This window comes from Loktanella agnita (assembly GCF_046640325.1).
GTDB classification, from domain to species: Bacteria; Pseudomonadota; Alphaproteobacteria; order Rhodobacterales; family Rhodobacteraceae; genus Yoonia; species Yoonia agnita.
The window spans coordinates 17,391-42,636 of the sequence record NZ_JBJMBF010000010.1; the positions used below are offsets into that span (position 1 = coordinate 17,391).

The window sequence follows — 25,246 nt, forward strand, 5'->3', positions numbered from 1 at the left end:
TCAGATGGTAGCCCTTGCAGAGATACCCGATGCGCCCAGTCAGGATCGAAAGGTTTTGGCGCGCCGGTTTACAGTCTGGCTTGCGGTTTTGCTGGCGTGCATGTGCATCACGAGCCTCGCAACCGGGCCGACGGGGACCTCGCTTTGGGGCGCAATGCTGAAACTTGTGACCGGCGTGCCATTGACAACGATGGAACAGGTTGTGCTGTTTGATATTCGCCTGCCACGATTGGTGTTGGGCATTGCTGTCGGCGCGTCTTTGGCGGTATCCGGAGCGGTAATGCAGGGGTTGTTTCGCAATCCGCTTGCCGATCCAGGGCTTGTTGGCGTTGGCGCAGGCGCAGGGCTTGGGGCGATCATTGCAATTGTTTTGGGCGGGGTTCTTCCTCTGGCACTGCGCGATGCGATGGGAAGCTACCTTATCTCGCTGGCCGCGTTCTTAGGTGGTTGGGTGTCGACGATCCTGCTTTACAAGGTGTCAACACGCGGCGGACATACCTCTGTCGCGACGATGCTATTGGCGGGCATCGCGCTGGGGGCTTTGGCCGGGGCCGTGTCAGGCATTTTGGTCTATATGGCGAATGACCAACAATTGCGCGACCTGACCTTCTGGGGGCTGGGGTCGCTGGCGGGATCAACGTGGACCAAAGTGTTAGCGGCCGTGCCTATCATAGGCATCGCCGTCATCGCATCCTTCTGGCTCGGTCGCGGCCTGAATGGGCTTGCCTTGGGTGAGGCAACAGCAGCGCACCTTGGCATTGACGTCCAAGCCATGAAAAGCCGGGCTATTTTGTGCGTTGCAGCGGCAACCGGCGCCGCGGTCGCCGTATCAGGGGGGATCGGGTTTATCGGCATCGTTGTGCCGCATCTCTTACGCCTCGCGACAGGCCCAGACCATGAGACGTTACTACCCAATGCCGCACTGCTTGGGGCATCGTTACTGCTTGGGGCGGACATAATAAGCCGATTGATCATTGCACCGTCGGAGCTTCCGATTGGGATTGTGACGGCTGTGCTCGGCGCACCCGTCTTCCTTTGGATTTTGCTGCGCCGTCGCGGCCTGACAGGTGTTTAGATGATCAAAGCACATGACATCGCGGTCACCCTGAATGGTAAAGACATCCTGCAAGGGATCGATTTCACAGCCCTCGCGGGGCAAGTCACGGCAATCGTCGGTCCTAACGGGTCCGGAAAATCGACATTGATCAAAGCGCTGACACAAGAGCTCAGCTATTCAGGCGAAATCACGATAAATGGACAGCGCATTGAAGACTATCGACCGTGGGAACTTGCCGCCATCCGAGGGGTGCTGCCGCAAGTCGCGACGCTGGCGTTTCCCTTTACAGTAAACGAAATTTTGAGGCTTGGTTTATTTGCAGGCGAGCATGGCGAAAACAATGATCTGATTGCGAAAGCGCTTTCGACTGTCGGGCTTTCTGGCTACGGCAACCGCGCCTTTCTTGATTTGTCCGGCGGTGAACAACAACGTGCGCATCTCGCGCGCGTACTATGTCAGGTTTGGGACCCGCAAAGCGACGGGCAACCACGTTGGTTGCTTCTTGATGAACCCGTCGCAAGTCTGGATATTGGGCACCAACTCATCGTGATGCGATGCTTGCGTGACTATGCCAACCGGGGTGGTGGCGTGATCGCTGTGATGCACGACTTAAACCTGACTTCGATGATCGCAGATCAAGTTGCCATGATCGCCAAGGGTAGGATCATCAAGGCTGGTGCACCACATGACATCTTGATCGACAATATCTTGTCACAAGCATACGGGTGTCACTTGAAAACGAACCACGTGCCAGAATCTTGCAGGGGTTTTCTCTTACCGCAATCTGCGATGGAGTTTGGCGTCGCGTGCGAGTGATGCGCAAAGCGCAAAAAGCCTAAAAATAAATACTTACAGCGCGGTTGAGTATCTATTATTCGGAATAATTGGTGCCCAGAAGAGGACTCGAACCTCCACGTCCATACAGACACCAGCACCTGAAGCTGGCGCGTCTACCAATTCCGCCATCTGGGCACAGATCTGGTGAGGGCGGGATGTAAGCCTGCTTGCCGAGGCTGTCAACGCGATTCTGGGGGAAATGTGCAAGTGTCTTGAAATCCGTGGGATTGCGCCTTGTCTGGCGGGTGTGGGGCGGGTAGACCTGAGCTGCAAATTCAAGAGGCCACGCTATGTCCAAACTCGTCACGATCTTCGGCGGCTCCGGTTTTGTCGGCCGTTATATTGCGCGTCGTATGGCCAAGGAAGGCTGGCGTGTCCGGGTGGCGACCCGTAATCCGAATGAGGCGATGTTTGTACGGCCATATGGTGTGGTCGGTCAGGTGGAACCGGTTTTTTGCAATATCCGTGACGATAATAGCGTTGCTTCTGTGACCGAAGGCGCTGATGCAGTGGTGAACTGCGTGGGTGTGCTGGACGAGGTGGGTAAGAACACTTTTGATGCTGTGCAGACCGAAGGGGCTGCCCGGGTTGCACGGATCGCGGCTGAAAAGGGTGTGACGCGAATGGTGCATGTCTCGGCCATTGGTGCTGATGCGGAATCGCAAAGTGCCTATGCCAAGACAAAGGCCGCTGGTGAGGCTGGTGTGTTGGATCATATGCCCGGTGCCGTTATTTTGCGTCCGTCGATCATTTTCGGGCCGGAGGATGAATTCTTTAACCGCTTTGCCGGGATGTCCCGTATGGGGCCGGTTCTGCCGGTTGTAGGGGCCGATACGCGGTTCCAGCCGGTTTATGTGGATGACGTGGCTGCGGCAGCGGTCAAGGGCGTTCTGGGTGAGGCGCCGGGTGGCGTTTATGAACTTGGCGGGCCGGATACGCATACGTTCCGTGAGCTGATACAAGAGATGTTGCAGATCGTGCGTCGTCGGCGTTTGGTGGTGAATATTCCGTTCTGGATGGCGAAAATCATGGCTTCGGTATTTGGCGCGATCCGCGTGATGTCGCTGGGGATCGTGAAGCCGATGATCACCAAAGATCAGGTGCTGAACCTGACTGTGGATAATGTGGTCGCCGAAGGTGCCGACGGGTTTGCGGCGTTGGGTCTGCGCCCCACCTCGATGGAGGCTGTGCTGCCGGATTATCTGTGGCGTTTTCGCCCGTCGGGTCAGTATGACGCGATCAAGGAATCGGCGAAAAACCTCAAGAATACCTAAGTGTAGGCGATCCAGAGCAGGATCACGCCCAGTATCAGCCGGTAGACCACATAGGGTGTGTAGCTGACCTCGCGCAGGAGCCGCATCATCAGTGTCAGCGCCAGTAGGGCAGCGGCGAAGGACATTGCCATGACGATGGCGATATCACGCAATGCACCGGCGTCTGCAGCGCCAACCACATCAAGGCTGAGTAGCGCGGCAGAGGCGATGATCGTTGGGATGGACATCAGCATGGAGAGTTTCGCCGCGTCGGTCCGATTGTAGCCCAAGGACCTTGCGGCGGTGATCGTGATGCCGGAGCGTGATGTGCCGGGGATCAGCGCGATGGCTTGCCAGAGCCCCATTTGAAAGGCGTCTTTCAGTGTCCAGTTTTCGGCGGTTTTTTCCAGTGGCCCTGATTGATCAGCCCAGTACAGAACAATCCCGAAAATGATCATCGCCCAGCCGATGATTGCGATGCCGCGCATGGCTTCGCTGAGCCCGGTGACTTTCAAAAATAGCCCGAACAGGACGACAGGGATTGTTGCGATCAAAAGGCAGACTGCGAGAGATGCGCCTTGTGTGTCGATCTTACCGCGGAGCAGGCGGAGTGTTCCGAAAAGCGCCAATCGTACATCGGCCCAGAAATAAAGGATCACGGCGCAAAGTGTGCCCAGATGTGCGGCGACGTCGATGATCTGGCCTTGGTCGGCGAGCCCGCTGAGCGATGGCAGCAGGATGAGGTGACCGGAGGAGGAGACGGGTAGGAATTCTGTAATTCCTTGAATCAAGGCGATCAGAAGCAGGTTGAAGGTGGTCATCGCGTTCGCCCTTTTGATTCGACTCGATTAACCTAAAGCGTTAGAAAATAGGTGAAAGAGCGAAAATAGGTCAATTATCGGACCTAATTTATACGTAAAATTCAGATTTGACCCTGTTGGCGATGTGACTTTCTTGCATATAGGTCAGCACTGCTGCCTTTTCATTTGTGTGGAGGCGGTCTAAAAGGCAAATTCCTTACTCATTCGGGAGAATGCCTCATGTCTGGCCAAAAGATGCTCAAGTTTACCACGGTTGGTCGCGACATGCCTGAGAAGCGTCCGCCCAATCTACGCAAGCAGGATTTTGACGAGATTTATGCAGAGTACGCCCGTGAGAAGGCGGCAGAGCAAGCCAGCCGCTGTAGCCAGTGTGGCGTGCCTTATTGCCAGACCCATTGTCCACTGCACAACAATATCCCCGATTGGCTGCGCCTGACGGCAGAAGGTCGTCTGGAAGAGGCCTATGAGATCAGTCAGGCCACGAACACTTTTCCTGAAATCTGCGGCCGCATTTGCCCGCAGGACCGCCTGTGTGAAGGCAATTGTGTGATCGAGCAGTCTGGCCATGGCACTGTCACCATCGGGTCGGTTGAAAAATACGTCACCGACACCGCGTTTGAACAGGGCTGGGTCAAGCCGATCCGCCCGCATATGGAGCGGAGCGAAAGCGTGGGCATCATCGGGGCTGGCCCCGGCGGTCTGGCGGCGGCCGACATGCTGCGCCGTCAGGGTGTACAGGTCACGGTCTATGATCGTTATGACCGCGGTGGCGGGCTGCTGACCTATGGCATCCCCGGCTTTAAGCTGGAAAAAGATGTGGTCATGAAACGTATGGCGCAGCTTGAGGATGGCGGCGTCCAATTTGTGATGAACTGCAATGTGGGCGAGGATCTGTCTTTTGATGCGATCCGGGGCAAGCATGATGCGGTGCTGATCGCCACAGGTGTCTATAAATCAAGGGATTTGCCCGGCGCGAATGCAGGCGGGATCGTCAAGGCGATTGATTATCTGACGGTCAGCAACCGCCAAAGCTTTGGCGATGATGTGCCGGAATTTGACAGCGGCGAATTGGACGCCGCAGGCAAGCGTGTCGTCGTGATCGGCGGTGGTGACACGGCGATGGACTGTGTCCGCACGGCGATCCGTCAGGGTGCTGAAAGTGTCAAATGTCTGTACCGCCGTGATCGTACCAATATGCCCGGTTCGCAGCGCGAAGTGCAGAACGCCGAAGAAGAAGGCGTGGAATTTGTTTGGCTGTCTGCGCCGGATGGATTTTCCAGCGATCCGGTTGCCGGTGTGAAGGTGCAAAAGATGCGTCTTGGCGCGCCGGATGTGACGGGCCGTCAGGCGCCGGAGCTGATCGAAGGGGCGGATTACATCGAAGATGCCGATCTTGTGATCAAGGCGCTGGGTTTTGAGCCTGAAGATTTGCCGACACTTTGGGGCGTTGAGGAGCTTGAAGTGACCCGCTGGGGCACGATCAGGGCCGATTTTGGCACTGGTGCCACCAGTTTGGAGGGTGTTTACGCAGCAGGCGACATCGTTCGCGGTGCGTCACTGGTTGTGTGGGCCATTCGTGACGGCCGGGATGCAGCGACCGCAATTCTGGACTATCTTGGGCAGGCGGTCGAGGTGGCCGCAGAGTGAACTCTGAGGTGATCGGAAAGGCGTCGGACTTTCATCGGACTGCTGATCGGACCACCCGTTTTAGATAGGTCACCTGTGCTGACCTGGAAGGTAAACAAATGCTTAAGACTACTGTCGCTGCGTCCTGCCTGTTCTTTGCTGCCCCGCTGGCGGCGCAGCAGACGTTTTCGCCCCCTGAAGGCTGCACAGGCACACTGACCGTGCAGCAAAAAGGCTGTGTCATGGTCAATGTCTGGAGCTGCGAGGCTGCCCCCGCAGGGGATCAGTGGATCGCACTGATCAGCCAAGGCGGCGTGTTCAGCGTGCAACGGGTTGATGATGAATTCCAGTGGGTCGAATCCTTTAAGGTCACAGGCAATGAGGCCTTGCAGACACCTGCCCCTGATCCTGCGTCGCTGACAGAGCTGTTCGAAACGCAGCTTGATACATGGGATTTCACGTTGGAGACCCCCAGCGGGACAGAACGCAATGTCGGCTATGACATGCTGACCGGCGAGACCGAAGTGATCGACGGCGTGTCCCTTCATGTCACCGAGTATGCGGGCCGTACGATTGATCAGGATGGTAACGAGATCGACGCCGGTGAAGGCCGCCAATATGTCAGCGAGGAACTGCGCCTGTTCTTCTTTGGCCAAAGCTGGGACGCTGCATCCCCTGACGATGTGATCGACATGTCCCCTGTGGAATTCATCTATCCGGGCGAGCCGGGCTTCTTCTCCGATCGCCCTGTTTATGAATGCAACGAATTGGATGTGGGATACCGCCCATGAAGTATGTCGCGGCCCTGATATTGCTTGCTGTTCCCGCTGTGGCGCAGGAGCGCCCGGAGACGTTCGGCCTGCCTGCGGGCTGCGACGCATTTGTGACCGTACAAGGCACCAGCTGTCAGGTGGAGCACCATTTCACCTGCGCCGGTGATCCCGAAGGTCATCAGCGCCGCGTCAGTCTGGATGAACGCGGACTCACCTATGCGGGCCAGATCGACAATGAAACCCAGTGGATTGCCAGTTTTCATGCGCTGACTGGTCATTCCGAACAGCTGGAAAGCAACCCGGTGGAGCCTGCGTCGCTGTCAGAGTTGATCGAAACCGGCGAAGATGCATACGATTTCCGCACCATGTCGGATATGTTCGGTGAGACCCGCTTTGTTGGTCGCGATACGCTGACCGGTCGTCAGGTGACGATTGACGGGGTGACGCTGGATGAAACCAGCTATGACATCACCGCCTATGATGCGGCGGGAAATGAAATCTGGACCAGTCAGGGCAATGAATTCATCAGCCGCAACTGGCGCACCTTCCTGTCCGGCACCGGCACTGTCACCACGGCAGAAGATACGTTCGAAAAGGACGACCGCCCGGTGGAGTTCATCTTTCCCGGTGAGCCGGGCTTTCTGAGCGCACAGCCCAAATATGGCTGCGGCCTGGCCATTTCTGCGGCCCCCTATTCTGAGGAGACACCCCATGACCACATTTGACCAAGCCTGGGTCGCGGCTGAGGAAGCCAAGCGCAAGTGGATGGCCGAGAATACGTTGTATCGCGATGACGATGAGCATGCCTCTTGTGGCGTTGGTCTTGTCGTGGCGATTGATGGCACGCCGACCCGTGGTGTGGTTGAAAAGGGCATCGGTGCGCTTAAGGCGATCTGGCACCGCGGTGCTGTTGATGCCGATGGCAAGACCGGCGACGGTGCCGGTATTCATGTGCAGATCCCTGTCGCCTTTTTCGCGGATCAGATCCGTCGCACAGGTCACGAGCCTGATGGCGATAAGATGATTGCGGTGGGTCAGGTGTTCCTGCCCCGCACTGATTTTGGTGCGCAGGAGCGCTGCCGCACGATTGTCGAAGCCGAAGTGCTGCGCATGGGTCACTATATCTATGGCTGGCGCCATGTGCCGGTGAACAATGAATGTCTAGGCGAAAAGGCCAATGCCACCCGCCCCGAGATCGAGCAGATCCTGATCCGCTGCGACAAGGATATTGATGAAGAGAAGTTTGAGCGCGAGCTTTACATCATCCGTCGCCGGATCGAGAAGGCCGCCGCCCTGATCCCTGACATGTATATCTGTTCGCTGTCCTGCCGGTCGGTGATTTACAAGGGTATGATGCTGGCCGAGCAGGTGGCCGAGTTCTATCCTGATCTGATGGATGCCCGCTTTGAAAGCGCCTTTGCGATCTATCACCAGCGTTATTCAACCAATACGTTTCCCCAATGGGCGCTGGCCCAGCCGTTCCGTATGTTGGCCCATAACGGCGAGATCAACACGCTGAAAGGCAATGTGAACTGGATGAAAAGCCATGAAATCCGCATGGCGTCCTCTGCGTTTGGTGAAAAGGCCGAGGATATCAAGCCGATCATCCCGGCGGGCGCGTCGGATTCATCTGCGCTTGATTCCGTGTTCGAGGTGCTGGTCCGTGCGGGCCGCAACGCGCCGATGGCCAAAACGATGATGGTCCCCGAAGCCTGGTCCAAGCAGGCCGTCGAGATGCCAAAGGCCTGGCAGGACATGTATGGCTATTGCAATGCGGTGATGGAACCGTGGGATGGCCCTGCGGCCCTTGCCATGACGGATGGTCGCTGGGTTTGCGGCGGGCTGGACCGGAACGGACTGCGCCCCTTGCGCTATGTTGTGACGGGGGATGGCCTGCTGGTGGCCGGGTCCGAAGTGGGCATGGTGCCGATCGACGAAGCGAGCGTGGTCGAAAAGGGCGCGCTGGGTCCGGGGCAGATGATTGCCGTGGACATGAAAGAAGGCAAGCTGTTCCACGATACCGAGATCAAGGATCAACTGGCCGCATCGCAGCCATTTGGCGATTGGGTGGGCAAGGTTGTCGATCTGAATGCGTCGCTGCGCGACATCCCGGAAGAGTCGCTGTTCGAAGGCGCAGAGCTGCGCAAGCGGCAGGTCGCTGCGGGCTATTCGATTGAGGAACTGGAACAGGTTCTGGCCCCGATGGCCGAGGACGGTAAGGAAATGATCGCGTCGATGGGTGATGACACGCCCTCGGCGGTGCTGTCCAAAGCCTATCGCCCGCTGTCGCATTTCTTTCGCCAGAACTTTAGCCAGGTGACCAACCCGCCCATCGACAGCCTGCGCGAAAGCCGGGTGATGTCGTTGAAAACGCGGTTTGGGAACCTCAAGAACGTACTGGACGAGGATTCGTCGCAGACTGAGATTCTGGTGCTGCAAAGCCCGTTTGTGGCCAATGCCGAATTTGACGCAATGGTACGCCAGTTTGGTGAAAAGGTCGCCTTTATCGACTGTACCTTTGCGCCGGAGCGCGGTGCGTTGCGCGACGGGTTGCAGCGCATCCGGGACGAGGCCGAAGATGCGGTGCGGTCTGGTGCGGGTCACCTTGTGCTGACGGATGAACATCAGTCCGAGAGCCGCGTGCCGATGCCGATGATTTTGGCAACAAGCGCCGTGCATTTTGGCCTGACATCCAAGGGCTTGCGGACTTTCTGTTCGATAAATGTCCGGTCGGCTGAATGTATTGATCCGCATTATTTTGCGGTATTGATCGGCTGTGGCGCGACGACGGTGAACGCCTATCTGGCGCAGGATTCCATCGCTGACCGTCTGCGTCGTGGTTTGATCGACGGCAATCTGACCGATGCAATGCGCCGCTATCGCGCGGCGATTGATGCGGGTTTGTTGAAAATCATGTCCAAGATGGGGATTTCGGTTCTGTCATCGTATCGCGGCGGATTGAATTTCGAGGCCGTAGGCCTGAGCCGTGCGATGGTTGCCGAATATTTCCCCGGCATGCACAGCCGGATTTCGGGTATCGGCACAACCGGCATTCAGACCAAGGTTGAAGAAGTCCATGCCCGTGGGTGGAAAGGCGCGTCTGATGTGCTGCCCATCGGTGGTTTTTACAAGGCCCGCCGGTCAGGTGAAAAGCACGCCTGGGAAGCGCAGACGATGCATATGCTACAGGCTGCCTGTAACAAGGCGTCTTATGCGCTGTGGCAGCAATATTCCAAATCCATGCAGTCGAACCCGCCAATCCATCTGCGCGATCTGCTGGCGATCAAGCCTTTGGGCACGGCTGTGCCGATTGAAGAGGTGGAAAGCATCACTGCGATCCGCAAACGCTTTGTCACGCCGGGCATGTCGCTTGGGGCGCTGTCGCCCGAAGCGCACAGGACCTTGTCGATTGCGATGAACCGGATTGGTGCAAAGTCGGATTCCGGTGAAGGTGGCGAAAGCCCTGATGATTTCACGCCGGAACCCAATGGCGATAATGCGTCGGCTAAGATCAAACAGGTGGCCTCGGGCCGGTTTGGTGTGACGGCTGAATATCTGCTGGCTTGTGAAGAGCTGGAGATCAAGGTTGCACAGGGTGCCAAGCCCGGTGAGGGTGGCCAGTTGCCCGGCATGAAGGTCACTGACCTGATCGCAAAGCTGCGCCATTCGACCAAAGGTGTGACCCTGATTTCACCGCCGCCGCACCACGATATCTATTCAATCGAGGATCTGGCGCAGCTGATCTATGATCTCAAGCAGATCAACCCGCGCTGTAAGGTGACGGTAAAGCTGGTGGCATCGTCCGGAGTTGGCACGATTGCTGCTGGTGTGGCCAAGGCCAAGGCGGATGTGATCCTGATTTCCGGCCATAATGGCGGCACAGGTGCGTCACCCGGTACGTCGATCAAATATGCGGGTTTGCCGTGGGAAATGGGGCTGACCGAAGCGCATCAGGTGCTGGCGATGAACCATCTGCGCGAGCGGATTACCTTGCGCACCGATGGCGGATTGCGCACGGGTCGTGACATTGTCATGGCTGCGATGATGGGCGCCGAGGAATATGGGATCGGCACTGCCGCCCTGATCGCGATGGGTTGTATCATGGTCCGCCAGTGCCAGTCGAACACCTGCCCTGTGGGCGTGTGTACGCAGGACGATGCGCTGCGCGACAAGTTCACTGGCAATGCCGATAAGGTGGTCAACCTGATCACCTTCTACGCCACTGAGGTTCGCGAGATTTTGGCCAGCATTGGTGCGCGGTCGCTGGATGATGTGATCGGTCGTGCCGATTTGCTGACGCAGGTGTCCCGTGGGTCGGCGCATCTGGATGATCTGGATCTGAACCCGCTTCTGATCACCGTGGATGGCGCGCATAAGATCACCTATGATCGCAACCGCCCCCGCAATGCTGTGGATGACACACTGGATGCTCAGATCGTGCAGGATGCGGCGCGCTTCTTGAACGATGGCGAAAAGATGCAGCTGGATTATGCAGTGCAGAACACGCTGCGGACCATCGGCACGCGCACCAGTAGCCATATCGTGCAGAATTTCGGGATGCGGAATGATTTGCAGCCGGATCACTTGACGGTGAAGCTGCGCGGCTCTGCCGGGCAGTCGCTGGGGGCTTTTGCGGCACCGGGGCTGAAGCTGGAAGTGTCGGGTGATGCCAATGACTATGTTGGCAAGGGATTGTCCGGCGGTACGATTGTTGTGCGCCCGCCTATGGTGAGCCCGCTGATTGCGTCTGAAAATACAATCATCGGCAACACTGTGCTGTATGGTGCGACGGATGGGTATCTGTTTGCTGCCGGGCGCGCGGGTGAACGCTTTGCTGTCCGCAATTCCGGCGCAAAGGTCGTGGTCGAAGGCTGCGGCACGAATGGCTGCGAATATATGACTGGCGGCGTGGCTGTGATTCTGGGCGAGATCGGCGCGAATTTTGGTGCTGGTATGACCGGCGGCATGGCGTATCTTTATGATCCCAAGGGCGAGTCTGCCTTGCTGATGAATATGGAGACGTTGGTGACTTGCCCTGTGACAGTTGATCATTGGCATGACCAGTTGAAGGGCCTGATCGAACGCCATCTGGCCGAGACGGGCAGCCGCAAGGCCGCCGATCTCTTGCAGCATTGGGATTTGGAAAAGGGTCATTTCCTTCAGGTTTGCCCGAAAGAGATGCTGATCAATCTGACCCATCCGCTGAGCGTGGAAGAGCAGGCGATCCCTGCGGAATAAATAAAAAGGGGCCGTTGGACGGCCCCTTTTTTGTTTGTCTTGACGTATGGCGTTTTAGATGCCGGATTTACTTGCAGTGACATAGAGCGGGATCAGGTTGTCCAACTGCCCTGAAATGTCGCGCATCTGTTCGTAAATGCGGGCCGCAGTGGCCGCATCGCCGGGCCCTGAGACCGTGCCAAGCTGGGTTTTGGCTGTTGTCCATGTCGCCATGATGTCCGTCAGGTCAGACCGGATTTCCGGTGTCGGGGCCGGAGAAACCCCTGCGGCTGGAAAGCCGTTCACAAGGGCGGTCAGGGACAAATCAAACCGAGTCATTGCGTTTTCCAGACGGTTCTGGTTCCCCAGTGTCCGGTTGCCGGTGATCACGCCGCAAGCTTCCTTGGCGATCTGCATGGCAAGGCTGCGCTGCCGCGTGGCGATGTTCAATGTGAACGCATCGCTTTGCAAAAGCGCGGGGGGGATGCTGTAGCGGCTGATCAGTTCGCTGATCAGGTATTTGCTGGAGTGCATGACGTTCAGATTCTGACGCGACACGAAATCGGGTCCTGAGCCTTCGGTCGATCCCGCCAGCTTTGCGTCCACCGCAGCGTTGAAGCGATCCCACTGCAAGGACAGACCGCGCAGTGCTGCTAGGATTTTGCGGTCGTCTTCTGCGACGTCAATGCCGACTGCCGGATTGCCGTTTATCAGCGCGTCCATGAGCGCGTCATATTCCGCCATGGATTGCGTCATGACGGTGCCATAGGTATTGGCATCGACATTAGCGTCATGCAGGCACGCAGCCACCGCAATTTGTTGGCTGAGCGAGCGGATATCGTCGCCCACAACGATCCGTTCCGCACCGGCCAGATAGACGCCCGCTGATTGGGATGTCCCTTGGGCGATGGCTGTGCTGCCGGTTGTCGCGACGACCGCAAACATGCAAAGCGCGTGCCGCAGACGGGTGTGGGTCTTTTTTGCTGTTAAAATTCTCATGGCAGCCTCACCCATGTCTCGACCCGGCGGTTGATTCTGCGGCCTTGTTCGCTTGTATTACATGCGGCAGGCGCAATTTCACTGTAGCCGGTTGAACGGATTGTGACATTGGACAATGCACTTCCGCCCCGGTTCAAGAGCGCGCTGCGTATCCGGTCTGCACGGCCCTCTGACAGTGCAAGGTTTGAACTAAAGGCGCCGACGCTGTCTGCAAAACCGACAAATGTGATCTCTGTCCCGTTGGGTACGGTTTGCAGATAATCAACCAGCCGTTCCAGATCCCGTTCGCCGCGGGGGTCAAGCTGGACCGAGCCGGTGGCAAAGCGGAAGGTGGGGGACAGGCGGTCCATCGTGGCCATATTGCCCAGCATGGAATCCACGATCCGGTTTTCGAGGTTACTTTGACCCGAATTGCGGATGCGTTGCGCGCGTGGTCCATTTGCGCCCTGTGCCACTTTTTCAACATCCAGTCCGATAAAGCCGGAGCGCAGAATGACGTTACCAGCGGCAGAGGATGTGGCGTAGTCGACCAAATCTTCGACCAGCGGGTCTGTGTTATTGGCACTGGTATACATATAGAGCCTGCGGAAGAGTGAGTATTCTTCGGTCTTGATGGAAAACGCGTCAGGCGTTGTCCCGATCCCGCATTCACTGATCAGCGTCAGCGGTTTTTGCCCGCGTTTGAAGGCAAAGCCGACATAAGCAATCGCGCCGGGATTATCGTTGACATAGATCGACGCTGCGATGTTGTCGCTGGTAGAGACACTATTGGATGTGATGGGTGCCGCGCTATCACCGAATATGCCGACCTCGAACACTGCGTTTGTACCGCTGTCCTGTTGTGTCACCACCTCGATTGGCATGTTGCTGCCGCCAAGTTGCGACCAATTGGTGATCCGACCCGTGTAAATGTCTGCGACATCCTGGATCGACAGTGCGTCAACCGGATTGGACGGGTTCACGACCAGCACAAGCCCGTCAATCGCCACGATATGTTCCTGATCCGGATCAACCATGTTGCCCGCGCCTGCGGCTGCAAGCATCCGGGTTTCTTCATTTGTGATCCGGCGGGATGACAGCCCAACCTGAAGGCTGCCGTCGCGCAGCCCGTTGAAAGCGTCTGCGGACGTGCCGGAATTGACCATATAGGTGCCGATGGTATCGCCAAATCCGCGTCCACCGACGAGCGTCGTGGCGATTTCACCGGAATTCTGCGTGCTTTGTGTCTGCGCCTCGGCGTCCGTGTGGGTGGCAAACCCTGCCAGGAGCAGCGGCATGAGCCCTGTTGCGACGGTATCAGCGCCACCAATAAAGACATCGGCTTCGACCTGTCCGATTGAAGGACACCCCGGTCCTTCGCAAGAGACGCGGCTGGATGAGACCCGCAAATCGCCCAGCGGCGTTTGCATTAGATAATAATCATCTGAAAAGCTGATCAATTCTCCTTCGAGGTTGATGGTACCATCGACGGATTTTAGTCGCACGATATCGGCTGACGCCATCCCACCGAGCACCATTGCGCCCAGCAGCGCGACGGTCCCGTATAGGGTCTTAGGTTTGTGTAAATGTTTACGTTTCAACAACATATCCTCCCCGAGCATGTTGATCACTTTTTACCAGGCCGAACTCGTGAAATTGCGGCTGTTAGATTTGCCCAAAACCTCTGTCTGGGCGCATTTTTTGACAATCTAAAACGATTGTGTCGCGAGTGAGGCTAAATTCACCAAATATTAACTTATGTTGCGCAACCGATTGCCGCCCGCGCTTATCCGGCTTGACCGTGTGCTTTGTTGCGTGGCTTATGTGGCGCATGGCAGAGCAGACCGCACCTCGGAAACGACCGGCAAAAAAAAAGCCCGCAAAGCGGACCGCCGCGCGCAGGAAGAAGCCTGCAAACAAGAAGCCGCGCCTGTTTGACCGAATTGCGGCTTTTGTTCGTCGTTGTGTCTGGCTGGCGATTTTTGCGGTGATGGGCTTTGTGCTGTTGTCCACCTTGCTGTTCACCGTAATCAACCCGCCGACCAACCACTATATGTTCTCGGAAAGCCGCCGTCTGGGCGATATCGCGCAGGATTGGGTTCCGATGGAACGGATCGCCCCGGTCATGGCCCGGTCTGTGGTGGCCGCAGAGGACGCTAATTTCTGCCTGCATTGGGGGCTGGACGTGAATGCGATCCGTGATGCGGTAGACCGCGGACGCGGTGGTGCCTCTACCATTTCGCAGCAGACGGTGAAAAATGTGTATCTGTGGCACGGCCGCAGCTGGCTGCGCAAAGCGGTCGAGGCGCTATGGACGCCGCTGGCCGAGGCGGTCTGGAGCAAGCGGCGTATTCTTGAAGTCTATCTGAACGTGGCTGAGTTTGACGAGGGCGTGTTTGGTGTGCAGGCTGCTGCGCATCATTATTTTGGTGTGGATGCTGCTGATTTGAGCGCGACTCAGGCTGCCCGGCTGGCGGCGATCCTGCCGTCGCCCAAGAACCGATCAGCGTCGAACCCCAGCACTTATACCCGCAACCGTGCGACGCAGATTATCAGCGGGGCGCAGACGATTGACGCGGACGGGCGGGCTGATTGTTTTCAGCGGTAGTGCGGGGGCAAATCCTCGCCGAGGCTTTGCAGCCAATTTTTTCGCAAAAAATTGTCCCCTGCCGCCGGGCGAAGCTTTGCCCATTGTCGGGCGCCCCATTGATCCCACGCCCTGCATGCGGCATTGAAGGGCCATCCAAACGCATGAGCTTTTGATGAACACCCTGTATCATTACCCTTTGTCACCGTTTTCCCGCAAAGTCCGCCTGTGTCTTGGCGAAAAGAAGATTGAGGTCGGGCTGGTCGAAGAGCGCTATTGGGAAAAGGATGCCGATTTCCTGCGCCGCAATCCAGCGGGCAAGGTGCCTGTGTTGAAAATGGGCAGCCGTACCCTGTCTGACAGCACCGCGATTTGCGAGTATCTGGATGAAACCCATCCGACCCCGCCGCTATTCCCCAAGAACGCCGAGGCCCGCTATGAGGCCCGCCGGATCGTGGGCTGGTTTGATGACAAGTTCTATCACGAGGTGACCAGCAAGCTGATCGGCGAGCGTGTGTTTCGCAAGGTGATGGGCACCGGATATCCTGACAGCACGAATGTGAAGGCAGGTGCGAAAGCGATCAAATATCACCTTGATTACATGGCTTTCCTGCTGGATCAGCGCCGCTGGCTGGCGGGCAATGAGATGACAATGGCGGATTTCGCCGCTGCCGCGCAGCTGTCCTGTCTTGATTACACCAGCGACGTGGACTGGAACCGGCATGAGGTGGTCAAGGATTGGTACGCCAAGATCAAATCCCGCCCGGCCTTTCGGTCGATCCTTGCGGATGAGGTGCCCGGGTTCCAGCCCGGTGCCCATTATGCCGATCTTGATTTCTAGCGGGCCCGCCCCGCTGCCAGAATGACACTGAAAGACGATCTGACAGCCTTTGCGCAAGAGGCCGGCTTTGCCAAGCTGGGTATCTGTCGCCCTGACGCCGTGCCGGAGCTGCCAGGGCGACTGGCCAGTTTTGTCGATCAGGGGATGCATGGTCAGATGGGCTGGATGGCAGAGCGGATGCAGTGGCGTGGCGCGCCGGATGTGCTTTGGCCCGCCGCCCGCTCGGTCATCATGCTGGCTGAACCTTATACGCCGGAACATGATCCGTTGGCGGTGCTGGAACAGCCAGACCGTGCGGCGATCAGTGTTTATGCGCAGAACCGTGATTATCACGATGTGGTCAAGAAACGCCTGAAACGTGTAGGCCGCTGGTTGATCGAGCAGGTGTCGGGGGCGGAAATCAAGGTTTTCGTAGATACCGCCCCGGTGATGGAAAAGCCGCTGGGTCAGGCGGCGGGCCTGGGCTGGCAGGGTAAACATACCAATTTGCTGGGTCGCGATTTGGGGTCCTGGTTCTTTCTGGGGGCGATTTTCACCACGGTAGCGCTCACCCCCGATACGCCGGAGGTCAGCCATTGCGGCTCTTGCACGGCTTGTCTGGATATTTGCCCGACTGACGCTTTTCCCGCCCCCTACCGGCTGGATGCTCGGCGCTGCATTTCCTATCTGACGATCGAGCATAAAGGACCGGTGGAGCCGGAATTGCGCGCCAAGCTGGGGAATCGGATTTATGGCTGTGATGATTGCCTTGCGGTCTGCCCGTGGAACAAGTTTGCCCGCGAGGGGCGCGATGCCCGCTATGCCGCGCGGGATGATCTGCTGTCGCCGCCGCTGGCCGAATTGGCGACCTTGGACGATGCAGGGTTTCGTGCCCGGTTTTCCGGATCGCCGATCAAGCGGATCGGCCGCGACCGTTTCGTGCGCAATGTGGCCTATGCGATTGGTAATTCCGGTGACCCATCGCTGTTGCCTGCTTTGGCCCCTTTGGTTGATGATCCGGATGAAACGGTGGCCGACGCGGCGCGTTGGGCTACCATAGTGCTGAAGGAGGTATCACCATGATCCGTATTCTAACTGCAGCCTGTGTTTTACTTGCCGGTGGGGTCTATGCTTGGGCGCAGGTCCAGCAGGGCAGCGCCAATGCTGATTTCACGCCCGCTTTTCCTGAACAGGCCCGTGCACCCGCCTTGCCAGAGACGCCGGTCACGGTGGAAACCTTTGCCGAAGGTTTGGAAAACCCATGGGGCATTGCAGCTTTGCCAGGTGGTCAGTTTCTTGTCACTGAAAGGCCGGGCCGGATGCGGCTGATCAATGCGGATGGCAGTGTCAGCGCGCCGTTGCAGGGCCTGCCTGAGATTGCAGAGCTTGGTCAGGGTGGTTTGTTGGACGTGGCGGTATCGCCTGATTTTGCAAATAGTCGCCTGATATTCTGGACCTATGCCAAGCCTGTGAACGGTGGTGCCGTGACAGCGGCGGCGCGCGGTACGTTGGGCGCGGATGGTCAGATCAGCGATGTGCAGGATATTTTCGTGCAGGATAATCCGTCGGGTAAGGGGCAGCATTTTGGCAGCCGTGTGGTTCCGATGTCTGACGGCACGGTATGGGTCACGACCGGGGATCGTGGTGCTGGGGATCGCGGCACGTTGGTGCAAGATATCGAGACCACCCATGGCAAGGTGATCCGGGTGAATGCGGATGGTACCCTGCCAGCGGACAATCCGTTTGTGGGTCGCGCCGGGAATGATCAGGTTTGGTCGCTGGGTCATCGCAACATGCAGGGGGCGGCTATCGGGCCGGATGGCACTCTTTGGACCATTGAACATGGCCCCCGTGGCGGGGATGAGCTGAACCGCCCACAGCCGGGCGCGAATTACGGTTGGCCCGTGGTCAGCTATGGCATCAACTATAGCGGCTCTGACCTGGGGTCTGGACAAGCCCGTGCTCCGGAATTCGAAGAGCCGGTTTATTATTGGGACCCGGTGATCGCACCGGGCGGAATGATGTTTTACGACGGATCTTATGCGGATTGGCAGGGGGATCTGTTGATCGGTTCCCTGAACCCCGGTGCGCTGGTCCGGTTGCGGCTGGAGAATGGCCGCGTGGTTGGTGAGGAACGCATTCTGACCGATGTGGGCCGTGTGCGGGATGTTGAGGTTCTTGAGGATGGCTCTGTCCTGATCCTGATTGATTCCGGTCGTGGGTCCGTGTTGCGGGTGACGCCGGGGTGAAGCTTTGGCTTGCCCGCATAGGCGTTTGGATCGAAAGGCAGTTGGGGCGCGGGCGTGCTGTGCGTCAGGCTGGCGCGATTGTGCCTTATATCGGTTACGCCACGCCAGAGCATCTGGTGGTGCGTGGCCGGGTACTGGCCAAGCTGCGCGATAAACCGGCCTATGGTGGCCGCAACCGCTGGTGCAATGTGCGCCAGACGCTGCGGCTGTTTCTGACGGCTGAGGTCGGCGATGTGACGGTGTCAGCGGGCGATGTCACCGCACAGACTGATGAAGAAGGGTATTTCACCCTGCTGTTGCCCCGTGACGATCAAGAGGGTTGGCGTGAAATCACCGTACATGTTGGTGAGATTTCTGTCGCCTGCCCGGTCATGGTGGCGCGGACAGATGCGCACTTTGCCGTGGTGTCGGATATTGATGATACGATGATGCATACCGGGGCCTATGCGCTGACCCGGAACCTTTGGAATTCGCTGACGGGCAATGCGGCGACGCGGGTGGTGTTTCCTGATGCGGTGGCGCTGATGGCAAAACTGTCAGAGGATGGGCGCAATCCGGTGCACTATGTCAGTTCGTCCCCGTGGAATTTCCACGGGATGCTGACGGATGTCTTTGACCGCAACGCTCTGCCGCGCGGGCCGATGTTTTTGCGTGATTACGGGATCAGTGAGACGCAGTTTATCACAGGCACCCATGGCGATCATAAGGGTGCATCCATTGATGTGCTGATGAGTGCGCTGCCAGAGCTGCCTTTCGTGCTGATCGGCGATACAGGCCAGCATGACGCGGGGATTTACCTGTCAGCGGCACACCGCCATCCGGGCCGGGTGCAGCAGGTGATCCTGCGCGCGACGGCTGATGGGGTGGATGCGGCGGATCAGGCCGATATCGACGCGATCCGCGCGCTGGGCATTCCGGTGGATGTAGGGCCGGATTACAGTGCTGCCTTATCGAGGGACGCGGCGCGCCGTAGCGAATGACACCAACCGACGCGTTTTTTCATCCCAAAGGTCGAGACTGGCGCATTTGAAGCTTTGCAGCATGGTCATGCGGCCGATATCGACCAGTTCGTTATGGTCGCGCAGCACCTCTGTCAGCCGATAGAATGGGATCCGGCTGTACAGGTGATGCACGTGGTGGATGCCAATATTTGCGGTGAACCAGCGCAGGATCGGGGGCAGATCATAGTGCGAACTGCCATGCAAAGCCGCCTCGTGCAGTTGCCAGTCTTCCTTTGGGTTCCAGTGTGTGGTTTCGAACTGGTGCTGGACATAGAACAGCCAAACCCCGATGGAGGCTGCGATCAGCGTTGTGGGCAGGAAAACAAGGAACAGCGCCTGAAATCCGCCGAACCAGACGATAATGCCCAAAATGGCGAGGATGGCCGCATTCGTTCCCATTGCGCTGACCCAGTATTTCGACTGATTCATCAGCCCCGTTGGTACCCGGTTTTGCAAAATGAACAGATAGGTGGGGCCAAGGCCGAACATGACCAGCGGATGCCGATAGGCGCGGTAAAGCAGCCGCCCGAAGGTGGTGCGCTGGTGATATTCTTCGACCGTCAAAGTCATGACATCACCGATGCCCCGATGATCTAGATCGCCCGCATGGCTGTGATGGATCGAATGGGTGCGCCGCCAGACATCATAAGGGGTCAGCGTAACAACCCCCAGCGCCCGCCCGATCCAGTCACTGACATTGCGGTTACCAAAGAAAGAGCCGTGGCCGCAATCATGCTGGATACAGAACAATCGCAGCAGGAAGAGCCCGTTTAAGGCTGACAGCAAAAATGCGCCGAGGTAGCTGTATTGGGCGACCCAGCAGGCCAGCACCCAAAGAATAACGAAAGGGATCAGGCTGATGGCCAGTTCGAAACTGCTGCGCAGCGTGCTGGGCTCGCGGTATTTTGCGAGAATCTGCACCCAGTCGCGCGGGGCCATATTTGTTTGCTCTTGCGTATCATCATGCATGTTGTTCGTCGTAGCCTGTCGTTGGTTTTCGTTCTGTTAATGCCCTGACATATTTTGCAAAAAGGGCTTCTTTGTGGTGCGGTCGGGGCATAGGGTGCCCTAAAAGGGGATCGTGATGCAGCCGTTGCGCGGAATATTGTTCAAGGTCATTTCGGTCGCCATGTTCATGGTCATGGCGAGCCTGATCAAAGCCGCATCAGCAGAGGTTCCGCCCGGCCAGGCGGTGTTTTTTCGGTCTTTCTTTGCGCTGCCGATTATCCTTGGTTGGTTGGCAATTCGGGGCGAGCTGGCGTATGGCTGGAAAACAAGCAATCCGATGGGTCATTTCTGGCGTGGTCTCGTCGGTACGACGGCGATGGGGCTGGGTTTCACCGGGCTTGGCCTGTTGCCCTTACCTGAAGTCACCGCTATTGGCTATGCCGCACCGCTGCTTGTTGTCGTTTTCGCGGCAATGTTCCTAAACGAAGAGGTCCGCGCCTTTCGTTTGAGCGCGGTTGCGCTGGGCATGATTGGCGTGCTGATCGTATTGTCGCCCCGCCTGTCAGTCGATGCATCGTTGAATGTGAATGAAACGCTGGGGGCGGTGGTTGTGTTTATGGGGGCCGTCATGGCCGCTTTGGCGCAGGTTTTCGTGCGTAAACTTGTCGCGACAGAGGGCACTGCCGCGATTGTGTTCTGGTTCAGCGTCACCTCAGCGGTGTTGTCGCTGCTGACACTGCCTTGGGGCTGGGTTTCGCCGTCATGGCAGATGGTCGCGCTGTTGATTGTGGCGGGCCTGCTGGGCGGGATGGGGCAGATTTTCCTGACCTCCAGCTATCGCTACGCCGATGCATCGCTGGTGGCACCGTTTGATTATACGTCCATGATCATGGCGCTTGGAATCGGCTATTTCATCTTTGACGAGGTGCCGACCGGGACCATGCTGTTTGGGGCGGGGATCGTGATCTCTGCCGGGGTGCTGATTATTTGGCGCGAGCGGAAACTGGGGTTGCAACGCGCACAGCAACGCAAAGCGACAGGCAATGTCGGCGGCTAGCGGCGCGCGCGGCGGAAGCTGACCCGATCCAGAAGCTTGCGCGCGGTGGAAACCGGGCGCCGTGGCTGGGAATTGCGGGGCGCCACCTGAAGCCCAAGGCTTGTATAAAGCTGCCAGAGCTGATCCGCCGTATCGGGTGAGCCATGAGACGGCAGTTGCAGTATTTGCCCGCCCTCCGGTGCAAGGAAACGTGGCGGCAGCTTGAAGGGCAGTGAGCCACGCGGGTGTGCCATTGCCTTTTGCCGGACCTGTCGGATCATCCGGGGTGGGGCATCGCAGGCCTCTACCTGAAGCTGATGGCTGCGGTAATATCCTTTGTCCCAGTTGAGCAGGGTCAGCGCAAAGATATCTGTCGCATCGGGCTGCAAGGGCAGGGGCTGGGGGCTGTTTAGATGCTGGCCGGGGTTGCTGCGATAGAACGCATGCACCGCCACGGCAAAGTCACATTCAACCTGGTTGAGCATCCAGACAACAAGATCAGCGTGTTGCGGGCCGCTGATCCGCCGGATTGTATCGAGCCACAGATCCTGTGGGGCCGTTTTCAGGATCTGTTTCAACGTCGCTTCGGCGTTTTCACGTAACGCAATGCTGCCGGTGTCAGGTATATATGAGGGGCGATGCAGGGACATGGGCTCTCAGTTCCATTATTTGGAACCTTTTGGCGGGCGATGCTGGCGGAACTGAGGCCCAATTGCGGCAGGTGATGGGTTTTCTGGTGTAGGGTAAAATTTGTGATAAATTTCATTATTGCGGGCGCGTTTTTAAACGTGGCTTTCCTTGCGCGAATCTGTGGGGTCTGTGTTAGAATGAGGTATCAGATCGGAGGTGTGAGAGATGAAAAGACATATTCTGGACCGACCGAAAAAGAGGTCAAACGCATTGTTTCGTCATGCGGTGATGATTGAACGCAGGGGGCAGCCGAGCGCCAGCAGCCTGTTGTTGCAACGCCGTCGCCGTCGGGCCATTCCGGCGCATCGTGTGATGAACTATCTGCGGATTATGCGCAGCACGGTCTGAAATCGGCCGGATCGCAGGCAATCGGGGCAGCAGACGCTGCCCCTTTTTGTCAGGTCAGGTGCGGACCAGTTTTTCGTATTCTTCCGAAATGTCGCGCGTCATCGTGCCCACTTCAAAATTATAATCGCCGATCTGTCCGACGGGAGTGACTTCGGCGGCGGTGCCGGTCAGCCAGCACTGTTCGAAACTTTCCAGCTCGTCCGGCATGATCACACGTTCATGCACTTTGACCTGATGCTTTTCGAGCATGCCGATGACTGTTTGGCGGGTCAGCCCGTTCAGGAAGGCGTCTGCTTTGGGGGTGTGCACCTCTCCATCCTTGACGAAAAAGATATTCGCGCCGGTCGCTTCGGCTACATAGCCGCGATAGTCGAACATCATCGCGTCGGAGCAACCCTTTGCCTCTGCCGCGTGTTTCGACATGGTGGCGATCATGTAAAGCCCTGCGGCTTTGGCCTGTGACGGGGCGGTTTCAGGGCTGGGCCGCTTCCATTTGGCGATGTCCAGCTTGGCGCCCTTCATCTTGGCGTCACCGTAGTAATTGCCCCATTCCCAGCAGGCGACCGCCAGATGAACCGGGTTGCGGGCTGAGGCAACGCCCATATCTTCGCCAGCGCCGCGCCATGCAACGGCGCGGACATAAGCATCGGTCAGCCCATTTGCTTCAAGTGCGGCGATCTTGGCGGCCTCAATCTCGTCCACTGTAAAGGGGATCTGGAAATCAATCAGCTGGCCGGATTTGATCAACCGTTCGGAGTGTTCCAGTGATTTGAAGATTTTGCCGCTGTAGCAACGCTCGCCCTCGAACACAGAAGAGGCGTAGTGCATTGCGTGGGTCAGAATGTGGACATTGGCCGCGCGCCAGTCCACCAATTGCCCATCCATCCAGATTTTGCCGTCTCTGTCGTCATATGCGCCTGACATCATATCCTCCGTCGGGATTTGCAATTATTACACCCGAAGGTCTGTTTCGGACATAAAATTGCGTAGTTTCATCATTTCGCTAGCAGTTGATTCTTGGAATGTCAACAAAGCTGACGTATTATGACCTCAGGTACGAGGGAGAATTGTATGAGCGAAGGCTTGCGGCCACAGATGGGACAAAGTCTGCTGTTCCTGACAGACGAACAGCTGCGCAAGGGGATTGAGGCGATGTTTTTTGCCTATCGCGGCTTTACTGCCGACCCGGATCGTATTCTGTCGCAAAAGGGATATGGCCGGGCGCATCATCGCGCCATCCATTTTATCCAACGCAATCCCGGAACGACCGTCAACAATCTGTTGTCGATACTCGGCGTGACAAAACAATCGCTTAATCGTGTCTTGCGCACACTGGTCGAAGACGGTTTGGTGCGCCAGCACTGTTGGTAAACGGGACAAACGTGAACGTCATTTACATCTTACCCAGGAAGGTGCCGCGCTGGAACGTGCGTTATCAGACGCCCAGCGCGACCGGATGCGGGCGGCCTATCGGGCTGCTGGCCCCTCTGCGGTTGCGGGGTTCCGGCAGGTGCTGGAAGCGATGATGGATGAAGAGGCCCGCCACCATTACGAGGCCATGAAGGATAGACCGGAATGAGTGTTGATGATGTTCACCTGCTGATTGTTGATGATGATGAGCGTATCCGTGGGTTGTTGCAGAAGTTTCTTGTGCGCAACGGGTTTCTTGTCAGCTCTGCCCGGGACGCCGCCCATGCTCGCCGCCTGTTATCGGGGTTGGAATTTGATCTGCTTGTGCTGGATGTGATGATGCCGGGCGAGGATGGTTTAGCGCTTTGCCGTGATCTGCGTAAGACGCTAAGCACGCCGATCATGCTGCTGACGGCCAAGGGTGAAACCGATGACCGGATCAGCGGGCTGGAGGCCGGGGCCGATGATTATCTGGCCAAGCCGTTCGAACCCAAGGAACTTTTGCTGCGGATCAACGCGATCCTGCGCCGGGTCCCCGCGGCAGAGCCAACAACGCTGGTGCCCAAGGTGCTGAACCTTGGCCCTGTCCGCTACGACATCGAGCGGGGGGAAATGTGGCAGGGCGATCAGCTGGTCCGACTGACCGCAACCGAAAGCCAGCTGATGCGCATCTTTTCGGGCTGCCCCGGTGAGGCCGTGACCCGCACCCGGCTGGTTGAGGAGCTGAGCCGGTCTGGCGGGCAAACGCAGGAACGCGCCGTGGATGTGCAGATTACACGCCTGAGGCGCAAAATTGAGGTGGACCCCAAGCAGCCGCGCTACCTGCAAACCGTGCGGGGCGCGGGCTATATGTTGTCGCCGGAGTAGGCAGACAGGTAGATAGTGATCTGTCACCAGTGCTTGCTGTCCCGCCGTACTCGGGTGATTTTCAGGCGATGGTCGTTTCAGTCAAGCGTTTGTCCGTGTTTGATAAAGAAACGGGCCAGCACAAAGACTGCGGTAATCGCGATGAGGCCGAGATACCTTTCGTAAATACCGTCGATGCCCGTGGGCAGAAAAAAGAAGACCGGCGCAGATAAAGTCCAGGCGACCGAGGTTCCGATAAGGGCCCTGGCATACATCTGACCCGCTTGGCTTGCGCCTTTGGCCATCATCCAAGGCACAACTGCAATCAATGCTCCTAGTGCGTAGACAGGTAGATGTGGATCACGATGCCTTCGCTGTCATTGTCGCCGTATTCATTTCGGGCACCCACAAGAAAAACAATCAGCCCAAGAAGCGCGAACCCGATGGTGCCTGCGCTCCAGCGCCAGCCACCCAAGTGGATATGGGAGCTCAGGAGTGCGATCGCGATGAGCGAGGCCGAAAACGCATAAAGGCCGATATCGACGATAAACTCGTACCGGCCGGCACCAAGATCACTGATCGTATCGGCGATTCAGTCATGATCCGGCACGACAAAATCGGCTGTCAGTATCGACGCGGCAAAGATGACACAACCGATGAGAGCGTACCATCCAAGCACGCGGATGAGCAGAGGTTCATGTCTGGTTTGAGTGTGAAAGCTGCCGTCTTTCATAAGGCATATTAGAATT

Annotated in this window: 24 protein-coding genes, 1 tRNA gene and 1 pseudogene; 17 read left to right on the forward strand and 9 right to left on the reverse strand. The window is 57.5% G+C overall.

Annotated features, from left to right (window positions below; translation table 11 throughout):
* Nucleotides 1–4: 4 nt before the first annotated feature.
* The gene (locus ACJ5NV_RS12475; protein ID WP_411644148.1) at nucleotides 5–1,075 is read left to right on the forward strand and encodes a FecCD family ABC transporter permease; all 1,071 of its coding nucleotides are present in this window, start codon (nucleotides 5–7) and stop codon (nucleotides 1,073–1,075) included.
* Complete coding sequence (locus ACJ5NV_RS12480) at nucleotides 1,076–1,873, forward strand: heme ABC transporter ATP-binding protein (RefSeq protein ID WP_411644150.1); 798 nt, start codon at nucleotides 1,076–1,078, stop codon at nucleotides 1,871–1,873.
* 69 nt (nucleotides 1,874–1,942) lie between these two features.
* On the opposite strand, the gene ACJ5NV_RS12485 is transcribed toward ACJ5NV_RS12480, so the two are convergent.
* Nucleotides 1,943–2,029, reverse strand: a tRNA-Leu gene (locus ACJ5NV_RS12485).
* Nucleotides 2,030–2,184: 155 nt separating this feature from the next.
* Here ACJ5NV_RS12485 and ACJ5NV_RS12490 point away from each other — a divergent pair.
* Nucleotides 2,185–3,168: a complex I NDUFA9 subunit family protein gene (locus tag ACJ5NV_RS12490; RefSeq protein ID WP_411644152.1), complete on the forward strand. Its 984-nt coding sequence runs from the start codon at nucleotides 2,185–2,187 to the stop codon at nucleotides 3,166–3,168.
* Here the strand turns inward: ACJ5NV_RS12490 and ACJ5NV_RS12495 are convergent.
* Nucleotides 3,165–3,968 (reverse strand): undecaprenyl-diphosphate phosphatase, encoded by an 804-nt coding sequence (locus tag ACJ5NV_RS12495; RefSeq protein WP_411644154.1) that lies wholly within the window; start codon nucleotides 3,966–3,968, stop codon nucleotides 3,165–3,167. The genes ACJ5NV_RS12490 and ACJ5NV_RS12495 overlap by 4 nt on opposite strands.
* 219 nt (nucleotides 3,969–4,187) lie before the next feature.
* Here ACJ5NV_RS12495 and ACJ5NV_RS12500 point away from each other — a divergent pair, with 219 nt between their 5' ends.
* The 4 genes from ACJ5NV_RS12500 to gltB all read left to right on the forward strand — a co-directional run bounded on the left by ACJ5NV_RS12500 (nucleotide 4,188) and on the right by gltB (nucleotide 11,605).
* A complete protein-coding gene (locus tag ACJ5NV_RS12500) occupies nucleotides 4,188–5,615 on the forward strand; it encodes an NAD(P)-dependent oxidoreductase (protein WP_411644156.1) in 1,428 nt (475 codons plus the stop codon).
* A gap of 98 nt (nucleotides 5,616–5,713) precedes the next feature.
* Nucleotides 5,714–6,385: a hypothetical protein gene (locus tag ACJ5NV_RS12505; protein WP_411644158.1), complete on the forward strand. Its 672-nt coding sequence runs from the start codon at nucleotides 5,714–5,716 to the stop codon at nucleotides 6,383–6,385.
* On the forward strand, nucleotides 6,382–7,092 hold the full coding sequence (locus ACJ5NV_RS12510) for a hypothetical protein (protein ID WP_411644160.1): 711 nt from the start codon (nucleotides 6,382–6,384) through the stop codon (nucleotides 7,090–7,092). Before ACJ5NV_RS12505 ends, ACJ5NV_RS12510 begins: the two co-directional genes overlap by 4 nt.
* Nucleotides 7,079–11,605: a glutamate synthase large subunit gene (gltB, locus tag ACJ5NV_RS12515; RefSeq protein ID WP_411644162.1), complete on the forward strand. Its 4,527-nt coding sequence runs from the start codon at nucleotides 7,079–7,081 to the stop codon at nucleotides 11,603–11,605. The genes ACJ5NV_RS12510 and gltB overlap by 14 nt, the downstream gene beginning before the upstream one ends.
* Before the next feature lie 54 nt (nucleotides 11,606–11,659).
* On the opposite strand, the gene ACJ5NV_RS12520 is transcribed toward gltB, so the two are convergent.
* The 3 genes from ACJ5NV_RS12520 to ACJ5NV_RS12530 all read right to left on the reverse strand — a co-directional run bounded on the left by ACJ5NV_RS12520 (nucleotide 11,660) and on the right by ACJ5NV_RS12530 (nucleotide 14,575).
* On the reverse strand, nucleotides 11,660–12,583 hold the full coding sequence (locus ACJ5NV_RS12520) for a type IV pili methyl-accepting chemotaxis transducer N-terminal domain-containing protein (RefSeq protein ID WP_411644164.1): 924 nt from the start codon (nucleotides 12,581–12,583) through the stop codon (nucleotides 11,660–11,662).
* Complete coding sequence (locus ACJ5NV_RS12525) at nucleotides 12,580–14,163, reverse strand: phosphate ABC transporter substrate-binding/OmpA family protein (protein WP_411644166.1); 1,584 nt, start codon at nucleotides 14,161–14,163, stop codon at nucleotides 12,580–12,582. The genes ACJ5NV_RS12520 and ACJ5NV_RS12525 overlap by 4 nt, the downstream gene beginning before the upstream one ends.
* Before the next feature lie 64 nt (nucleotides 14,164–14,227).
* On the reverse strand, nucleotides 14,228–14,575 hold the full coding sequence (locus tag ACJ5NV_RS12530) for a hypothetical protein (protein ID WP_411644167.1): 348 nt from the start codon (nucleotides 14,573–14,575) through the stop codon (nucleotides 14,228–14,230).
* Here ACJ5NV_RS12530 and mtgA point away from each other — a divergent pair.
* The 5 genes from mtgA (at nucleotide 14,553) to ACJ5NV_RS12555 (ending at nucleotide 19,198) form a co-directional block, all read left to right on the forward strand.
* Nucleotides 14,553–15,170, forward strand: a complete 618-nt coding sequence (mtgA, locus tag ACJ5NV_RS12535) for a monofunctional biosynthetic peptidoglycan transglycosylase (RefSeq protein ID WP_411644169.1) — start codon at nucleotides 14,553–14,555, stop codon at nucleotides 15,168–15,170. The two genes, ACJ5NV_RS12530 and mtgA, sit on opposite strands and share 23 nt — an antisense overlap.
* Before the next feature lie 154 nt (nucleotides 15,171–15,324).
* A complete protein-coding gene (gene fzlA / locus ACJ5NV_RS12540) occupies nucleotides 15,325–15,990 on the forward strand; it encodes an FtsZ-binding protein FzlA (RefSeq protein WP_411644171.1) in 666 nt (221 codons plus the stop codon).
* A 21-nt stretch (nucleotides 15,991–16,011) separates the two neighbouring features.
* Complete coding sequence (gene queG, locus ACJ5NV_RS12545) at nucleotides 16,012–17,052, forward strand: tRNA epoxyqueuosine(34) reductase QueG (RefSeq protein WP_411644173.1); 1,041 nt, start codon at nucleotides 16,012–16,014, stop codon at nucleotides 17,050–17,052.
* Nucleotides 17,049–18,218 carry a PQQ-dependent sugar dehydrogenase gene (locus ACJ5NV_RS12550; protein ID WP_411644175.1) on the forward strand — a complete coding sequence of 390 codons (1,170 nt, stop codon included), beginning with the start codon at nucleotides 17,049–17,051 and terminating at the stop codon, nucleotides 18,216–18,218. Before queG ends, ACJ5NV_RS12550 begins: the two co-directional genes overlap by 4 nt.
* Nucleotides 18,215–19,198: a phosphatase domain-containing protein gene (locus tag ACJ5NV_RS12555; RefSeq protein WP_411644177.1), complete on the forward strand. Its 984-nt coding sequence runs from the start codon at nucleotides 18,215–18,217 to the stop codon at nucleotides 19,196–19,198. The genes ACJ5NV_RS12550 and ACJ5NV_RS12555 overlap by 4 nt, the downstream gene beginning before the upstream one ends.
* On the opposite strand, the gene ACJ5NV_RS12560 is transcribed toward ACJ5NV_RS12555, so the two are convergent.
* The gene (locus tag ACJ5NV_RS12560) at nucleotides 19,166–20,188 is read right to left on the reverse strand and encodes a fatty acid desaturase (protein WP_411644179.1); all 1,023 of its coding nucleotides are present in this window, start codon (nucleotides 20,186–20,188) and stop codon (nucleotides 19,166–19,168) included. The two genes, ACJ5NV_RS12555 and ACJ5NV_RS12560, sit on opposite strands and share 33 nt — an antisense overlap.
* A gap of 115 nt (nucleotides 20,189–20,303) precedes the next feature.
* Between ACJ5NV_RS12560 and ACJ5NV_RS12565 the strand changes: the two genes are divergently transcribed.
* On the forward strand, nucleotides 20,304–21,224 hold the full coding sequence (locus ACJ5NV_RS12565; RefSeq protein ID WP_411644180.1) for a DMT family transporter: 921 nt from the start codon (nucleotides 20,304–20,306) through the stop codon (nucleotides 21,222–21,224).
* Here the strand turns inward: ACJ5NV_RS12565 and ACJ5NV_RS12570 are convergent.
* The gene (locus ACJ5NV_RS12570; RefSeq protein WP_411644181.1) at nucleotides 21,221–21,853 is read right to left on the reverse strand and encodes a hypothetical protein; all 633 of its coding nucleotides are present in this window, start codon (nucleotides 21,851–21,853) and stop codon (nucleotides 21,221–21,223) included. The two genes, ACJ5NV_RS12565 and ACJ5NV_RS12570, sit on opposite strands and share 4 nt — an antisense overlap.
* Before the next feature lie 205 nt (nucleotides 21,854–22,058).
* On the opposite strand from ACJ5NV_RS12570, the gene ACJ5NV_RS12575 reads away from it, so the two are divergent.
* Nucleotides 22,059–22,241: a hypothetical protein gene (locus tag ACJ5NV_RS12575; RefSeq protein ID WP_411644182.1), complete on the forward strand. Its 183-nt coding sequence runs from the start codon at nucleotides 22,059–22,061 to the stop codon at nucleotides 22,239–22,241.
* Between the two features lie 54 nt (nucleotides 22,242–22,295).
* Here the strand turns inward: ACJ5NV_RS12575 and ACJ5NV_RS12580 are convergent, their stop codons facing one another.
* Nucleotides 22,296–23,165, reverse strand: a complete 870-nt coding sequence (locus tag ACJ5NV_RS12580; protein ID WP_411644362.1) for a branched-chain amino acid aminotransferase — start codon at nucleotides 23,163–23,165, stop codon at nucleotides 22,296–22,298.
* Nucleotides 23,166–23,312: 147 nt separating this feature from the next.
* Here ACJ5NV_RS12580 and ACJ5NV_RS12585 point away from each other — a divergent pair.
* Nucleotides 23,313–23,820 (forward strand): annotated as a pseudogene (locus ACJ5NV_RS12585) (MarR family winged helix-turn-helix transcriptional regulator).
* Nucleotides 23,817–24,518, forward strand: coding sequence for a response regulator (locus tag ACJ5NV_RS12590; RefSeq protein ID WP_411644184.1), 702 nt, complete (start codon nucleotides 23,817–23,819; stop codon nucleotides 24,516–24,518). Before ACJ5NV_RS12585 ends, ACJ5NV_RS12590 begins: the two are co-directional and overlap by 4 nt.
* A 77-nt stretch (nucleotides 24,519–24,595) precedes the next feature.
* Here the strand turns inward: ACJ5NV_RS12590 and ACJ5NV_RS12595 are convergent, their stop codons facing one another.
* Nucleotides 24,596–24,805, reverse strand: a complete 210-nt coding sequence (locus ACJ5NV_RS12595; RefSeq protein WP_411644186.1) for a hypothetical protein — start codon at nucleotides 24,803–24,805, stop codon at nucleotides 24,596–24,598.
* A gap of 47 nt (nucleotides 24,806–24,852) precedes the next feature.
* On the opposite strand from ACJ5NV_RS12595, the gene ACJ5NV_RS12600 reads away from it, so the two are divergent.
* Nucleotides 24,853–25,242 (forward strand): hypothetical protein, encoded by a 390-nt coding sequence (locus ACJ5NV_RS12600; RefSeq protein WP_411644187.1) that lies wholly within the window; start codon nucleotides 24,853–24,855, stop codon nucleotides 25,240–25,242.
* The last annotated feature ends 4 nt before the right edge of the window (nucleotides 25,243–25,246 follow it).

Bases quoted from the DNA above. Each gene is read 5' to 3' on its own strand.
- gltB (WP_411644162.1), top strand. From the start codon at position 7,079: ATGACCACATTTGACCAAGCCTGGGTCGCGGCTGAGGAAGCCAAGCGC.
- ACJ5NV_RS12490 (WP_411644152.1), top strand. From the start codon at position 2,185: ATGTCCAAACTCGTCACGATCTTCGGCGGCTCCGGTTTTGTCGGCCGT.
- ACJ5NV_RS12580 (WP_411644362.1), bottom strand. From the start codon at position 23,165: ATGTCAGGCGCATATGACGACAGAGACGGCAAAATCTGGATGGATGGG.
- ACJ5NV_RS12560 (WP_411644179.1), bottom strand. From the start codon at position 20,188: ATGCATGATGATACGCAAGAGCAAACAAATATGGCCCCGCGCGACTGG.
- queG (WP_411644173.1), top strand. From the start codon at position 16,012: ATGACACTGAAAGACGATCTGACAGCCTTTGCGCAAGAGGCCGGCTTT.
- ACJ5NV_RS12520 (WP_411644164.1), bottom strand. From the start codon at position 12,583: ATGAGAATTTTAACAGCAAAAAAGACCCACACCCGTCTGCGGCACGCG.
- ACJ5NV_RS12475 (WP_411644148.1), top strand. From the start codon at position 5: ATGGTAGCCCTTGCAGAGATACCCGATGCGCCCAGTCAGGATCGAAAG.
- ACJ5NV_RS12575 (WP_411644182.1), top strand. From the start codon at position 22,059: ATGAAAAGACATATTCTGGACCGACCGAAAAAGAGGTCAAACGCATTG.
- ACJ5NV_RS12595 (WP_411644186.1), bottom strand. From the start codon at position 24,805: ATGATGGCCAAAGGCGCAAGCCAAGCGGGTCAGATGTATGCCAGGGCC.
- ACJ5NV_RS12495 (WP_411644154.1), bottom strand. From the start codon at position 3,968: ATGACCACCTTCAACCTGCTTCTGATCGCCTTGATTCAAGGAATTACA.
- ACJ5NV_RS12505 (WP_411644158.1), top strand. From the start codon at position 5,714: ATGCTTAAGACTACTGTCGCTGCGTCCTGCCTGTTCTTTGCTGCCCCG.
- ACJ5NV_RS12565 (WP_411644180.1), top strand. From the start codon at position 20,304: ATGCAGCCGTTGCGCGGAATATTGTTCAAGGTCATTTCGGTCGCCATG.
- fzlA (WP_411644171.1), top strand. From the start codon at position 15,325: ATGAACACCCTGTATCATTACCCTTTGTCACCGTTTTCCCGCAAAGTC.
- ACJ5NV_RS12510 (WP_411644160.1), top strand. From the start codon at position 6,382: ATGAAGTATGTCGCGGCCCTGATATTGCTTGCTGTTCCCGCTGTGGCG.
- ACJ5NV_RS12500 (WP_411644156.1), top strand. From the start codon at position 4,188: ATGTCTGGCCAAAAGATGCTCAAGTTTACCACGGTTGGTCGCGACATG.
- ACJ5NV_RS12570 (WP_411644181.1), bottom strand. From the start codon at position 21,853: ATGTCCCTGCATCGCCCCTCATATATACCTGACACCGGCAGCATTGCG.
- ACJ5NV_RS12550 (WP_411644175.1), top strand. From the start codon at position 17,049: ATGATCCGTATTCTAACTGCAGCCTGTGTTTTACTTGCCGGTGGGGTC.
- ACJ5NV_RS12590 (WP_411644184.1), top strand. From the start codon at position 23,817: ATGAGTGTTGATGATGTTCACCTGCTGATTGTTGATGATGATGAGCGT.
- ACJ5NV_RS12480 (WP_411644150.1), top strand. From the start codon at position 1,076: ATGATCAAAGCACATGACATCGCGGTCACCCTGAATGGTAAAGACATC.
- mtgA (WP_411644169.1), top strand. From the start codon at position 14,553: ATGGGCTTTGTGCTGTTGTCCACCTTGCTGTTCACCGTAATCAACCCG.